The sequence below is a fragment of the Stenotrophomonas sp. PA-6-5C genome (genome assembly GCF_021605635.1).
GTDB lineage: Bacteria > Pseudomonadota > Gammaproteobacteria > Xanthomonadales > Xanthomonadaceae > Stenotrophomonas > Stenotrophomonas lactitubi.
Genome location: NZ_WKEE01000002.1, coordinates 33,785 through 48,069 on the forward strand (window position 1 = coordinate 33,785; position 14,285 = coordinate 48,069).

9 protein-coding genes and 2 pseudogenes are annotated in these 14,285 nt (G+C 63.2%); 10 read left to right on the forward strand and 1 reads right to left on the reverse strand.

Annotation, left to right across the window (positions count from 1 at the left end):
* The first annotated feature begins 102 nt into the window (after positions 1-102).
* The 7 genes and pseudogenes from GIW57_RS00945 to GIW57_RS00975 all read left to right on the forward strand — a co-directional run bounded on the left by GIW57_RS00945 (position 103) and on the right by GIW57_RS00975 (position 11,383).
* Positions 103-3,078, forward strand: a complete 2,976-nt coding sequence (locus tag GIW57_RS00945; protein ID WP_236508898.1) for a TonB-dependent receptor — start codon at positions 103-105, stop codon at positions 3,076-3,078.
* Between the two features lie 64 nt (positions 3,079-3,142).
* Entirely contained in the window at positions 3,143-4,498 is a 1,356-nt protein-coding gene (locus tag GIW57_RS00950) for a Gfo/Idh/MocA family oxidoreductase (protein ID WP_236508899.1), read from the forward strand.
* Positions 4,499-5,386: 888 nt separating this feature from the next.
* Positions 5,387-5,716 (forward strand): annotated as a pseudogene (locus GIW57_RS00955) (DUF6531 domain-containing protein); the annotation flags it as partial.
* 213 nt (positions 5,717-5,929) lie between these two features.
* Positions 5,930-9,244 (forward strand): annotated as a pseudogene (locus GIW57_RS00960) (RHS repeat-associated core domain-containing protein); the annotation flags it as partial.
* Between the two features lie 640 nt (positions 9,245-9,884).
* Entirely contained in the window at positions 9,885-10,271 is a 387-nt protein-coding gene (locus tag GIW57_RS00965; RefSeq protein WP_236508900.1) for a hypothetical protein, read from the forward strand.
* A gap of 59 nt (positions 10,272-10,330) precedes the next feature.
* The gene (locus GIW57_RS00970; RefSeq protein ID WP_236508901.1) at positions 10,331-10,705 is read left to right on the forward strand and encodes a hypothetical protein; all 375 of its coding nucleotides are present in this window, start codon (positions 10,331-10,333) and stop codon (positions 10,703-10,705) included.
* Positions 10,706-10,753: 48 nt separating this feature from the next.
* Positions 10,754-11,383, forward strand: a complete 630-nt coding sequence (locus GIW57_RS00975) for a hypothetical protein (protein WP_236508902.1) — start codon at positions 10,754-10,756, stop codon at positions 11,381-11,383.
* A 103-nt stretch (positions 11,384-11,486) separates the two neighbouring features.
* Here GIW57_RS00975 and GIW57_RS00980 read toward each other — a convergent pair whose 3' ends face one another.
* The gene (locus tag GIW57_RS00980) at positions 11,487-11,846 is read right to left on the reverse strand and encodes a hypothetical protein (protein WP_236508903.1); all 360 of its coding nucleotides are present in this window, start codon (positions 11,844-11,846) and stop codon (positions 11,487-11,489) included.
* 176 nt (positions 11,847-12,022) lie between these two features.
* On the opposite strand from GIW57_RS00980, the gene GIW57_RS00985 reads away from it, so the two are divergent.
* From GIW57_RS00985 to GIW57_RS00995, 3 genes are read left to right on the forward strand one after another with little or no spacing between them, the layout of a single operon-like run.
* On the forward strand, positions 12,023-12,676 hold the full coding sequence (locus GIW57_RS00985; protein ID WP_236508904.1) for an STN domain-containing protein: 654 nt from the start codon (positions 12,023-12,025) through the stop codon (positions 12,674-12,676).
* The gene (locus GIW57_RS00990) at positions 12,673-13,203 is read left to right on the forward strand and encodes a sigma-70 family RNA polymerase sigma factor (protein ID WP_176022236.1); all 531 of its coding nucleotides are present in this window, start codon (positions 12,673-12,675) and stop codon (positions 13,201-13,203) included. The genes GIW57_RS00985 and GIW57_RS00990 overlap by 4 nt, the downstream gene beginning before the upstream one ends.
* Positions 13,200-14,243 carry a DUF4880 domain-containing protein gene (locus tag GIW57_RS00995; protein ID WP_236508905.1) on the forward strand — a complete coding sequence of 348 codons (1,044 nt, stop codon included), beginning with the start codon at positions 13,200-13,202 and terminating at the stop codon, positions 14,241-14,243. Before GIW57_RS00990 ends, GIW57_RS00995 begins: the two co-directional genes overlap by 4 nt.
* Positions 14,244-14,285: the final 42 nt, after the last annotated feature.

A 14,285-nucleotide genomic window follows, 5' to 3' on the forward strand; every position in this document is an offset into this window, starting at 1 on the left:
ATTCCGACTACGGCTTCACCACGACTGTGGGGGCCGTGGCCCGGGAGCGTTTTGCCCGCCGATCCACCATTCGCGCCGCACCCCTGCCAGGAGAGAACCCCGATGTTGCCCGCCCGCCACCACCGCCCCCCCTGTCGCTCGATCGCACCGCTGTCGCTGGCCATCGCCGGCGTGCTGCTGTCGGTCGCCGTTCCTGCCTTCGCCCAGGAGAGCAAGGACAAGGCCACCGACCTGGCCCGCATCGAGGTCACCGGCTCCAACATCCGCCGCACCGACGTTGAAACCGCCTCGCCGGTGCAGGTGATCAGCAAGCAGGACATCCAGAACATGGGTGCGCGCACGCTGCTGCAGGTGCTCGACAACCTGCCGGCCGCACGGCCAGCGCAGCAGGATGCGCGCTCGCTGTTCACCGGCTCGGACGGCGCATCGCAGGCCAACCTGCGTGGCCTCGGCGCACAGGGCACGCTGGTGCTGTTGAATGGCCGTCGCCTGTCGTACTACGGCGCGCCAGCAGGCTTCCAGACCCAGTTCGTCAACATCGATGCGATTCCCGCCGCCGCCATCGAACGCATGGAAGTGCTGACCGACGGCGCCTCGGCCGTGTACGGCACCGACGCAGTGGCCGGCGTGATCAACGTGATCACCAAGCGCAACTTCCAGGGCGCGGAGATCAGCTTCACCAACGATACCTCCTCGCGCATCGATTCCTACGGCGAGCGCCAGGCCAGCATCACCGCCGGCTTCGGTGACCTCACCGAGAACCGCTTCAACATCTACGGCGCGGTGAACATGTACCGCCGCGACGCGATTCCGCTGGCCGACTTCTATGACAAGCGCCCGGACCAGTACTACGTCAACAACCCCAACTACCTGAACAACCTGCGCTTGGGCGTGGGCAGCAAGCCGGGCCAGTTCAACCCGGGCAGCTACTTCGCCTTCGATCCGGTCACCGGCCGCCGCGTGCAGGAAGCCGCGCCGGGCTGCCAGAACGTACTGCAGGGTGAAGCCGCCGGCCCGCGTTGCGTCTGGGAAACCTGGATGAACAACGAGATCGACGCGGGCGCCAAGTCCGAGCGCAACACCGCCTACCTCAACGGCACCTTCCTGGTGGGCGACAGCACCGAGATCTTCGCCGAGGCCACCTATACCGATATCGACCTGCGTGCCAACGGCGGTACGCCGCGCAGCTACGGCACCACCACCGGCAACCCGACCAGCTGGTTCTCGCGTGATACCGGCAACAACGTCAACCAGTTCCTGTATCCGTTCCTGGGCCCGAACAACGAGTACAACCACGCCAGCCCCGAGCTGAAGGCCATGATGGGTGGCGTGGTGGGCCTGCAGTACCTGCTGCAGGATGCCGGTGCCAACTACTTCGGCCAGCGCAACACCGACAAGAGCTACCGCGTGCTGACCGGCGCGCGTGGCAACGTCGGTGACTGGAACTGGGAGACCGCGTTCGCCACCGCCGGCACGCACTCGACCACCTACCAGACGATCAACGTCAACGTGAAGGGCTTCGAGAAGGCCTTCGGCCCGTACAGCATCGACCCGGGCACGGGCCGGGTGATCATCTCCGATCATCCGGCGTACAAGTTCGGTGAGATCAGCGAGGCCAACGGCGCACTGATCCGCGAAGCGTTCCCGACCTTCGACATCCAGTCGTGGACGCGCCTGCATACCCTGGACGGCAAGATCGAAGGCCCGCTGTTCAAGCTGCCGGCCGGTGACATGCGCGCCGCATTCGGCTTCAACGCCAGCCGCGAAACCTTCTATACGCCCGGCAACGCCGATGCCGCCGCCGGCCTGATCACCCAGCAGGGTGGCTCGTGGTTCGATGGCGCGCGCAACACCTATGCACTGTTCGCGGAAACGGTGGCGCCGATCACCGAGAAGCTGGAGCTGGATGCCGCCGTGCGCGTGGACAAGTACCCGAACTTCAGCGCCAACGTCGCGCCGAAGATCGGCTTCAAGTACCAGGCCTTCGATCAGCTGATGCTGCGTGGTACCTATTCCACCGGCTTCCGCGCCCCCAGCCTGGCCGAGTCCGGCAACGGCGGCGTGTACGCGCAGCTGGGCGGCTTCCGCGATGAACTGCGCTGTGCCGAGACCAACGCCATCGCCAACCTGCTGCTGAAGTCGCAGCGCGGCGGTGACGTCGACCTGGGCAAGAGCCTGCTCAACGTGGACTGCAGCCGCACCGTGGCGCGCATGACCCAGCCGAACCAGAACCTGAAGCCGGAGAAGGCGAAGATCGCCACGCTGGGCTTCGTCTATGAGCCGGCCACCTGGCTGTCGGTGTCGGCCGACTACTGGTTCATCTACCGCGACAACGAGATCGTCGCCCCGGATTACCGCCGCGCCGAAGACATCATCTCGTCGTCGCGTTCGCCGATCACCGACAGCGATCGCGCCAATCTGGCCGTACTGTCGGCGATGTGCGCCGACCCGGCCAGCGGCGTCAGCTGCCCGGGAACGCTGCCGGGCTACTCGGCGGGCAATGTGGCCAGCGTGGTGGGCCAGTACAAGAACCGCGGCAAGACACTGATCGATGGCTTCGACATCGATGCGCGCAGCCGCTTCTCGCTGGGTGAATGGGGTGGGCTGAACATCGGCCTGGCCGCGACCATCGCCAACCGCAACCGCTTCTACATGGATGAACAGAACGGCTGGTTCTACGGCGACGTGGTGGGCTACTACAACAACCCGCGCCTGCGTGCGACGCTGAATGCTGACTGGACCTACAAGCAGGTCACCACCAGCATGTTCGTCAACTACGTGGGCGGCACCAAGTGGGCCACCGACCAGGTCGACGAAGTGAGCAACAACAAGGAGACCTGCACCGGCGGCTACCTGGCACTGCAGAAGAGCAAGTGCGATGGTGCACCGTCGTGGTGGACCGCCAACATGAGCGTCACCTGGCGCCCGGACGATGCATGGAACCTGAGCTTCACCGTCAAGAACCTGTTCAACCGCCTGCCGTTCTACGATCCGAACAGCTTCCTGGGTGACTCCAGTGACTACGCCACCATCTTCGGCCGTGGTTACAGTGTGACCATCGGCTACCGGTTCAAGTAATTCCGTTTGCGTGACCAGGCGCGCTGGCCAAGGCTGGCGCGCCTTCAAGAGGAGAGTGTTTGCCATGAAGCGTAGGGAATTCATTGCGGCCAGTGCCGCTGTCGCCGCCAGCAGCCTGCTGCCGCAGACCCCGGCATGGGCACGTGGCCGCAAGGTACGCCTGGCCGTGATCGGCACCGGCATGCGTGGCCTGGTGCTGCTGAAGGAACTGGTGCGTCGCGACGACGTGGAAGTCGTTGCCCTGTGCGATATCGAGCCGATCATGCTCGGGCGCGCGGTGGAGATGGTCAGCAAGGCGGGCAAGCCTGCGCCAAAGACCTACGGTCAGGACCGTGACAGCAATGCCTGGAAGCGCCTGCTGGAACAGAAGGGCATCGACGGCGTGATCATCGCCACGCCGTGGGAATACCACGCACCGATGGCGATTGCCGCGATGCAGGCCGGCGTGGCCGTAGGCTGTGAAGTGGTGGCCGGCATCACCCTGCAGGATCACTGGGACGTGCTGAAGACACAGCTGTCCACCGGCACCCCGTACATGCTGCTGGAAAACGTCTGCTACCGCCGCGACGTGATGGCCGCGCTGCAGATGGTGCGGCAGGGCCTGTTCGGCGAGCTGGTACACCTGCAGGCTGGCTACCAGCACGACCTGCGCGGGGTGAAGTTCAATTCCGGCGACCCGAACCAGCCCTACGACAGCGGCGTGGAGTTCGGCACGAAGGGCTGGAGCGAAGCACGCTGGCGCACCGAGCATTCGGTGGAGCGCAATGGCGAGCTGTACCCCAGCCACGGCATCGGCCCATGCGCGATGTATACCGGCATCAACCGCGGCAACCGCTTCACCCACATCAACGCGTTCGCCACCAAGGCGCGCGGCCTGCACGAATACACCGTGGCCAAGAGTGGCGGCACCACCCACCCGAGCACCAAGGTCAAGTTCAAGCTCGGCGACATCGTCACCACCACGCTGGCCTGCGAGAACGGCGAGACTATCCTGCTGCAGCACGATACTTCGCTGCCGCGCCCGTATTCGATGGGCTTCCGCGTGCAGGGCACCAAGGGCCTGTGGATGGACGTGAACCATTCGATCCACATCGAAGGCCGCAGCCCGCCGCACCAGTGGGAAGAGTTCAAGACGTACCAGGACCAGTACGAGCATCCGCTGTGGAAGCAGAATGCAGACACTGCTGCGAGTGCAGGTCACGGTGGCATGGACTGGTTCGTGATCCATGCGTTCGTGGAAGCGCTGAAGGCCAAGGCACCGATGCCGATCGACATCTACGATGCGGTGACATGGAGCGCGATTACCCCGTTGAGCGAGCAGTCGATCGCCAACAGTTTCCAGACGCTGGAGTTCCCGGATTTCACTGCGGGATTGTGGCAGAAGCGCAAGCCGATTTTTGCGTTTGACGGCAAGTACTGATCCGCTCTGTGTAGAGTCGAGCCACGCTCGACTGTTTTGAATGCAACGCCGGGCAATGCCCGGCGTTGCTGTTTTCCAGGCGCAGACCCATCTTTTCGCGCATTGCCTTGGCCAGAAAAGTCGATGCCGGTGGCTGCTGCTTGGCGTGTACTGGGCGCTGGTGGCTTGTAGGAAAATTCTGATTCTGGTGAATCTGCGATGAAAGTCTGGCCGTGCGGTTGACCTGTGGTCAGCCATCTGATTTTCTCTGTGTCTCAAGTGCAATCCCGGGAAGGCGATTGCGTAGCCTGCGCTTTGGTGCGATCAAGGATGAGAAGATCAATGAAGGATCATGGATGGGCTGCGGCCGCGATCATGGGCTGCGTCAGTGCTGTACTTGCATTTGTCCCGGCAAGCGCGGGGGCACAGGAAACCACGCTGCGCTGGTACAGGATCGGGGGTGTGCAGCCACTGGAATATGCCAGCGAGCGCGAGGCGCAGCTGGCCGTTGAAGCGGCGGTGTCGGCTTTCGGGAATATTGTCGAGCCCGTCAATTGGGGAGTGCGTGCGCATTCCATGACGCGCGAGAACCTCGTCACGGTCTATGGGATAAAACCCACTCCGATCAAAAAAGGGGATTGGAAGTACTCGTACGCTGGCGTGGGCTATCCCAGTGAAGAGGCCATTTTGAGCGTGATGCGTTCTGGAAATGCGGCTCTCTGCCCGGTAACCGTGCCAGCGCCGGAGTGGGTCTACAAAGAGGGCGTGGGCAAAGATCCGGCGAACAGCACTCGTGAGGAGTGGACGAAGGGCGTTACCATTTCCTGGCGCACTCAGCGCGGGGGGTGCCTGACAAACAGGTCATTCGTCACTCGAAGTCGCGACGTGAAATGTCCCAATTCTCCCAATATGAAGTGGCGGGACGAGCTCGCCGGCTGTGTGTTGCCTGACACTACGGAGTACAACTTCCGTGCTATCGCGTCGTACTACACCAAGCAGACGCCAGAGCTCTGCCATGGTGTAGGCAATCCCTGCGATCCAACCACCGGCGAGAAGGTGCAACGCGAGCCGGAGCTTGCTCTGCCGTGGATACGAATGGAACGCCACTACCATTCAAAGTCCAGGACGGCCGGGGGCGGCTTTGGCCCCAACTGGACGCATACCCATAATGTACGCATGGCCATCCTGCCTTCAGCGGGTGCTCCCAGCGTGGCGGGACTCATCGATGAAGACGGCAGCCATGTCGCGTTCGAGCAGAAGTCCGGCTCTTATCTTGCTATCGACGGCAGTGGGGACCGTGCCGAGTACGTCTACAACGTCGGCTGGATCGTCAAAAGACGTAGCGAAGTGCTTCGCTTCTCGCGCACCGGGCTCATCCAGCAACGCGAATACGAAGATGGCACGACGCTGATCTACAGCCATGACGGGGCCGGCCGGTTGAAGGAGATCCGCCATTCGACGGGCCGTAAGGTGGAATTCTCCTATGCCGACGCAGTCGACGAGAAGATCGCCGCGCTGACCATCAACGGTGCGCCATACGCAAGCTACAGCTACGGCGAGAATGGCCAGCTCGCCAGCGTTGCCTATGCGGATGGGCGGTCGCGGCTGTATCACTATGAGGATTCGCGCTTTCCATGGCACCTGACCGGCGTGACGGCAGAGGACGGTCGTCGCTTCAGCTGGTTCGGCTATGACGAGAAGGGCAGGGTGACCTGCAGCCGGCATGATGCCGGCTGCAACTGATCTGGTGTGTTCAGCCGGCCAGTCAATGAGTGCCTCGGCAAACGGGGCCCTGGCCTGAGGGTGGGCCGGCATTTCATGGAGAGAACAGGGATGTTGGGAAGAATTGATCATGTTGTCCGTTGTGCGACGGGAGTGCTTGCCGTCTACAGCCTTTGTGGGGCGTTGGTCGTTGCGCATGCTGCCCCCTCCGCTGTCACGCCCGCCGCGAGTGCCGGGGTTGACGGTGTGCGCCTGGAGTACGCTGCTGACGGAACGACGACTGTCACCGACGCGCTGGGAAAGCAGACGGTGTATGCCCTCACTCCCGGAGGCACGTCCGATCCTCCTCGAAAGGTGACAGAGCTTGCCGATGCGCAAGGCGTGCAGACCTTCGGTTACCGGTCTTTGGACACCGATCCTGCGCGGCGCCTGGGGACCGCGGTCGATCGGCGGGGTGTGCGGACGGATCATGCCTACAGTGAGATCAATGATCCTGCGTTGGGTATGGTTGATGTCACTACTACGACCGATGCGGTCGGCACCCCCGAGCAACGGGTCAGCGAGACGTGGGTGGCTGCCAACAGCAATCGGCTGGTGCAGCAGACCGTCGGCAACCGTGAGATCCGCATCGCTCGCAATGCCCGCCTGCAACCAACCGCCATCACCGTGCGCGACACGCTGACCGGGGACACCCGCGTCACCACGCAAACGTATTGCGAGGCGGAGGGGCCGGGGTGCCCGCTGGTCGGTCTGTTGCGCAGTGTGGATGGTTCGCGCACCGACGTGACCGATGTCAGCACCTTTGCGTACTACACCGCAGACGACGCCGGGTGTGCGGCCACTGCGGCCTGCGCCTACCGCAAGGGCGACCTGCGCAGCGTCACCAATGGACTCGGTCAGACGGTCGAGGTTTTGGCTTACGACGCGTTCGGCCGCCAGCTGTCGGTGAAGGACGCCAACGGCGTAGTCACCGATTACACCTACCACGTCCGCGGCTGGCCGACGTCGATCACCGTGCGTGGCGCCACTACTGCCGAAGACCGAAGCACCCAGCTGAGCTATTGGCCCACCGGCCACGTGCAGCAGGTCACCGAGCCCGACGGCAGCAGCGTCACCTATGTCTACGACGCCGCCCAGCGGCTCACGGACATTGCCGACAGTGCCGGCAACACCATTCACTACACCCTGGACAACGCCGGCAACCGTCTGCAGGAAAACACGGTCGATGCAGGGGGTACGCTGCGCCGCACGCTGGCCCGTGTCTACAACACACTCGGGCAGCTGACCACGCTGAAGGATGCCGGCAACAACGCCACCGGCTTTGCGTACGACGCCAATGGCAATCCGCAGTCGGTCACCGATGCCCTGCAGCGGGTGACGAACCAGCAGTACGATCCACTGAACCGGCTGGCGCAGACCCTGCAGGATGTGGGCGGTGTTGCTGCGGAAATCCGCTCCAGCTACAACGCGTTGGATCAGGTCACCCAGGTGACCGATCCCAAGGGGCTGCATACCACGTATGCCTACAATGGTTTTGGTGATCTGACCGGGCAGGTCAGTCCGGACAGTGGGAGTGCTACTTTCACTGTTGATGCTGCTGGCAATCGCAAGACCCGCACCGATGCGCGCGGCGTGACTGCCACCTACAGCTACGACGCGCTCAATCGGCTTGTCGGTATCGCCTATCCTGATCCCAACCTGGACGTGGGCTATCACTACGACACCGCGCCAGCGGTATGTGCCAGTGACGAGCGTTTCGCCAAGGGTCGCCTGGGTCAGGTGCTGCACGCCAATGGCAGCACCGTGTACTGCCATGACCGCTTCGGCCAGGTCACCCGCAAGGTGCAGACGATCAATGGCGTGGCCAGCACACTGCGCTATGCGTACAGTAAATCTGGTCGCCTGACCGCATTGACCTACCCGGACGGAAGTGTGGCGGACTACGCACGCGACGCCCTGGGTCGTATCAGCCAGATTGGGCTGACTCGCCAGGGACAGGCCCGGCAGGTGGTGGTCAACAACGTGACCTATGCAGCCTTCGGGCCGGCGACCGGCTGGACCTACGGCAATGGGCGCCAACTGCAGCGCCCGCTGGATCTGGACTACCGCCCGCAGGCGGTGCATGACCCCGCGGCAGGCGGTCTGTCACTGGGCTATGGCTACGATCCCGTCGGTTCGATCACCGAGCTGAAGAGCGGTGCAGGTTCCGAGGTGCTGGCCAAATACGCCTACGACACACTCGGCCGCCTGACCCAGACTCAGGATGGCGCGACGGGCACACCGATTGAAACCTATGGCTACGACGCCACCGGCAACCGTACCTCACTGACCACCTCGGTCGGGACCGCAAGCTATACCTATCCGGCTGACAGCCATCGCCTGATTGCCGTGGATGGAGCTGCGCGCAACCAGGATGCCGCGGGTAACACCACCAGCATTGGCAGCAAGACGTTTGCCTACAACGATGCCAACCGCATGAGTGCGGTGAAGCAGGGCGCTGCTGTAGTGGAGAGTTACGGCTACAACCATCGCGGTGAGCGCGTGCTGCGCGCGCCGGCCAGTGGCAATGCGCAGGTCACGGTCTATGACGAAGACGGGCGGTGGGTTGGCAACTATTCGGCCACCGGGCAGGCGCAGCAACAGGCGATCTGGCTGGACAACTACCCGGTGGCGCTGATCCAGGCAACAGCCACGGGCGTGCCGGAGCTGGCGTACATCCAGCCCGATCATCTGGGTACACCGCGTGTGGTGATCGACCCCGTGCGCGATGTCGCGATCTGGGAGTGGAGCAACAAGAGTGAGGTGTTTGGCGAGCAGGCACCGGCCAATGACCCGGACGGGGACGGTGTGGCGTTTGATCTGGCGCTGCGCTTCCCGGGCCAGCAGGCGACCGATGCGAGTGGGTTGTTCTACAACTACCAGCGGGAATACGAGCCAGCGTTGGGGCGTTACTCGCAGAGTGATCCGATTGGTCTTGATGGTGGGATCAGTACGTTTACCTACGTGAGCTCCAATCCGCTGGGTGCCAATGATCCATTGGGATTGTTCAATGCAGCTGACCTACCCAATCTGCCGGATTGGCTGGTTGACGGCGCTGCCGGGCTGGGAGACGGTATAAGTGGAGGCCTGACTTCTGCCTTCAGAGACTGGGCCAATATCGGTAGCGTGGACAAATGCTCGACCAGCTATCAGGCTGCAGAGTGGACAGGGATAGCTGCCGGATTGGCGGTGCCTGTGGGAAGGGTCAGTTATGTATACAAAGTTGGACAGCTCCCTAAAGCCGGGCTGTCTTTGGAACAGACAGTGGCAGCGAGGAATGCTTTGAAATCGTACTACCGGGGCCGGCCAATGGACACGCTGCTGCCAGCGGTCAGTGGCAGGTTTGGTTATCCGGGAGCCCAGGAAATATTGGTGAAGAATGGTGGCGATGCCGCACGTGCCATTGCTCGATCCGGGAATACGAGTCTTCCTTGGACTGCTGGATTGGTCGGCGGTGGAGCGGCTAAAGCGGCAAACAGCGCTGCAAATGCGGCAGGGAGGGACTGTGGCTGCAACTAATTGTTTGACGATGGCATCTGGTGGAAGCATATGCCTTCTAGACTATTGGCATGTTGGCAGGGTGAGAATTGCAAAAATCACCCCGGATGGCACCCTGCTTGTCTCCCGAGTTAGCGCGGATGCCAACATGGACCGTGTGCGAGGCGTAGTTGGTCAGGGGCGGTTTAATAATGGATTTGTTCCAATGGCCTATTTGTCATGCGAATTCAATGATGCGCATGGCACGCCAGACTATTGTAGAAATCTCATTCTAATGATTGATGGGAAGTTGCTGGGAGATGGTTTTTCAGTTCCGAGGATCTCTTGGTCACGTGGTCTCTTCTATGGAGTGTTCAAGGTCGTCCTCGAAGATGGTTGGAGTTTCGAGTCGAGGTACCGGCGGCCATTCCTGCGCGAGTTATGGTGGCGGCTCAATGTTGGAGGAACGTTGGACGAGCAGCCGGTGGACTTCATCGAGAAGATGGTTGCGATTGTTTCTGAAGCGAGGCCTAAATGGATTGTGAAGAGTCGATAGAATTTTCCGGTCGCACATAGGCCCGCCTGTTGAACATTGAAAATCCAGATGGACGGAGCATGAGCTGTCTGCATGATCTGCACGTCGATGGACTCCGTATTGAAGATCGCCGCCGTCTTTCCCTCTCTCTGTCCACGGAATGCGGAAGGTATGTGCATGAGGTCATCTTCGATAACATTGTCCGCCTCAGTATCGATGGCTTCTCGATGCAGAACATCATTCTCGACATGAGTGTCTTCACTGAGCGCGAAGCATCATTCGAGTTTGATCGTGCGTGCGCCCTGCTTGGAGTGGACCCTGCGTACCCGCATGAACTCGATGGGACGGGGTGCATTGTCCTCATCGAAGCGACGATCGGTGCCGAAATTGCATGCCTCATGTCACAGCCGTGGCAGCTCGTGCTCCATCAAATCAGTGGGAACGTCCGAGCATGAGGCGAACGCTGGCTCTGGGCGGTTGGAGAAAGCCGGGAGTGGAACAGTATGAGTGAAGCGTCCGGTGCCCGGGCATCAGCCAGTAATCCCGATGGGGTGGGCCTACCCACCAGCGGATATCTGATCGGTCTGTGGCGCGGCAAGCGCGGGAAGATCCGGGTTACCCCAGCAAGGAACCGCGTCACCATGCCGATGGCTGGCATCTTGCGCGCAACGTTGCTGCTCTTGCCAATGCTTGGAGGCTGCAGTATCAGCCAGTTTCAACATACTGAATGGAGATCGGACTGGGTAGATGTTTCATCCGATGCGATCTTCCCTGGCAATTCAACGACTCTGCCGCCTGGCGGCATTTCCACGCTTGATCCGGATAGTGAAGCCGCCATTGCGGAGTGGATGTTGAAGAATGCACTGGTCGCGGTATCGGCTTCAGAGGTTGAAGGGAAGATCGGTTCACTGCCGTTGAGTGGTCTGAAGCCAGCACCCGAGGAGAGCATCTATCTCGTCAGGGCCACTTCGGATGAAGGCAATGGCACGTTCATCGGCTACGTCAACGACAAGGGACTTCTCATCATGTATGGGGTCATGGGGGGCTGCGGCGAGCAAAAACACCGGGTGGTTGCCGTGAGCCTGCGGGAGAAGCCCGCCAACGTGTACGATCGATGCTCGGCGGCGCTGTAGTGTCCTGAAGAGTCGAGCGGCGGTCTGCCACTGTCCATAGCCGCGCTGGCGCCTGGCGCGTGATGTCAGCATTCCGTCCGGCAGCGATACCGCATTCCCCGCCTCACGGCCGCGTTGTCGGCGGTGCTGGAGGCGGTGCCATCGGCCGCTGAGGCCGCGTGGAAATTCCAAAGCTGTTCCCCATCCTCTGCTGGGTGGCAGCCCGATGGGCCAGGCCGAGCGCAGTAGGAGCCTGCCGCACCCGCTGTTCGGACGCCGGTATCTCAGGCACGGGTTTGCGCGACGGCGGCGTCAACCGTTCGCTCATGCAGACGTAGTCGGGAATGCGTTCGCCATTGACCTCCAGCTCGATGCAGGCAGCATCGGCGGGCGTGAGCGCGGGCGCAGCCTTTGCCTGTCCGCCCCACGCGTGTGGCGGCAGCAGCAGAAAGATGCCTGTAACAAGCCAGCGGAAGGGATGCATGGGTGTCACCATCCTGCAATGAAGCCGACCTAACGTGACCGGCTTGGCGTTGTGATGCTGGCGTGTCTTGCATGCAGTTTGATGACACCGGAGCGCAGGACGGGGGGCCGGCAATGCGGGCGGAAAGGCGTAATCGCTGCATCCGCAGCGTTGCCTGGCTGTTGTGCATCGCATGGATGCTGGCGCCGACACTGCTGGCCTGGGCCGGCGCGGGCGCTGCGCCCGACGGGACAACCCACCTGTTCGACATTCCAGCCCAACCGTTGCCACAGGCGTTGCAGTTGTATGGGGAGACCACAGGGGTGGCGGTACTGATTGATGCCCGCATGTTGGGCGGTCTGCGCTCGACGGCGGTCAGTGGACGCCATGCGCCATTGCCGGCGTTGCAGATGCTGCTGCGGGGTACGGGCTTGGCGCCACGCTTTGTCGACGGCGGCGGGTTCACGCTGGTAGCCGGTGAGATCCCCCCACCCGGTGACACCGCCCCGGCGAATGCCGGCACGCGCTCTGCAACAGCTTCTGCTGCGCCCCAGCACCGTGCCGCTTGGGTCATCCAGCAATCGCTGGAGGCAGCGCTGTGCGGCGCGCGCGCGACGCGGCCGGGCAGTTATCGGGTCGCACTGCAACTATGGGTGGACCCTGCCAGCCATCGGGTGGGCCGTGCCGACGTGCTGGAAAGCAGCGGCGACCCACGTCGCGATGCGGCGATTCTCAGGCGATTGGATGACCTGGCCATGCCAGGGCTGCCGGTGGACCTGCCGCAACCGGTGACGCTGCTGTTGCTGCCACACGCTGCGGGCCGCACGCCGCCGTGCAGGGGCGCACGATGACCGCACTTCGGGGATTGTTCCTCGACCACTACGAAGCCTTCCGCAAGCGCCTGCGCCGCCGCCTGGGCTCTGATGATCTGGCGCTGGATGCGTTGCAGGAGACCTGGCTGCGTGTCGAGCGGATGGGCAACATCGTGCCGCAGCGCAGTCCGGTGGCCTATCTGTTCCGCATGTCGATCAACGCCGCCAGCGACCAGCGCCAAGCCCACGCACGGATGCTGACCGGCACCGAGCTGGATGCGCTGATGGACGAGACTGCCGACCATCTGGATCCGGCCACGGTGACGTTCGGCCAGGTGGAAATGGCGCAGCTGGAGCTGGCCCTGCGCGAGCTGCCCGAGCGCCAGCGCGCCATCCTGGTGGCAGCGCGCATCGAGCAGCTGCCGATCGAGACCATTGCCCTGCAGCACGGGGTATCGGCGCGGATGATCGGCAAGGAGCTGAAGAAGGCCCTGCAGCACTGCGCGGGCCGGCTGGACCGCCCGTTGGTGCAGCGGTTCGGTCCCGGCGCCGGAAAACCGTCATGACTGATATGAAGACGAACGTGGCCTCCGCACTGCCGGCAGACGTACAACAACAGGCACAGGACTGGCTGCTGCGCCTGCATGGCGCGGCTGTCAGCGAAGCCGATGCCGATGCCTTCCGACGGTGGCGCGGGCTCGACCCGCGCCACGCGGCTGCATTTGCACAGGCACGTGCGCTGTGGAAGGCACTGGGTCCGGCGCTGCAGGCCGGGGGCGCGCAGGCAGAACAGACGCCTGCGACCGATGTGGTGCCGCCGGTTGCAAGCCTGCCGCCAGCGACCCACGCCGACGGCCATGCTCGGCCACGCAGCCGCACACGGATGGGGCGCAGGGCATTCCTGGGCGGCGCAGTCGCGGCGGCGGCCGGTGGCTGCTGGCTCGCGGCCAGTTCGCCGCTGGGCCTGTGGCCGGAGCTGGGTGCACTGGGCGCGGACTACCGCACCGCCACCGGCGAGCGCCGCGAGCTGGAGATCCAGGGTGTGACGGTGGCGATGGGGACACGTACCCGTCTGCGACGGTCCGATGACCACGTGCGCGGCCTGCAGTTGAGCCAGGGCGAGGCGCAATTCGCGCTGCCCGCGTGGGCACGGCGCGGTTTCGAGATCCAGGTGGAGGGCGCGCGGGTGATGCTGGACCCGGGCGCGCGGGTGAACGTGCGCTGCGTGGGCATGGATGTGCGGGTGACCTGCCTGGCTGGCGCTGCCGCGCTTGTTCGTGGCGCGCGGACGGTGGCACTGCAGCAGGGCTGGCAGGCACGACTGGATGGCGCACGCATTGCTTCGGTAGGGCAGGTGCCGACCGAGCGCGTCGATGCGTGGCGACACGGCTGGTTGATGTTCGACGACCAGCCGCTGTCGGAGGTGGTTGAAGAGATCAACCGCTACCGCACCGGGCGCATCGTCATCGCAGACAGTGCGTTGTCGCAGCGCCGGGTGCAGGCCCGTATTTCGTTGCAACGCATCGATACCTTCATCGACCTGGTACGCGATGCCTACGGCGCACGCGTTGTCAGCATGCCCGGCGACGTGGTGCTGCTGGGCTGAGCATTCCAGCCGCGCGGGCGCGCGATGAAAACACGCATGCAT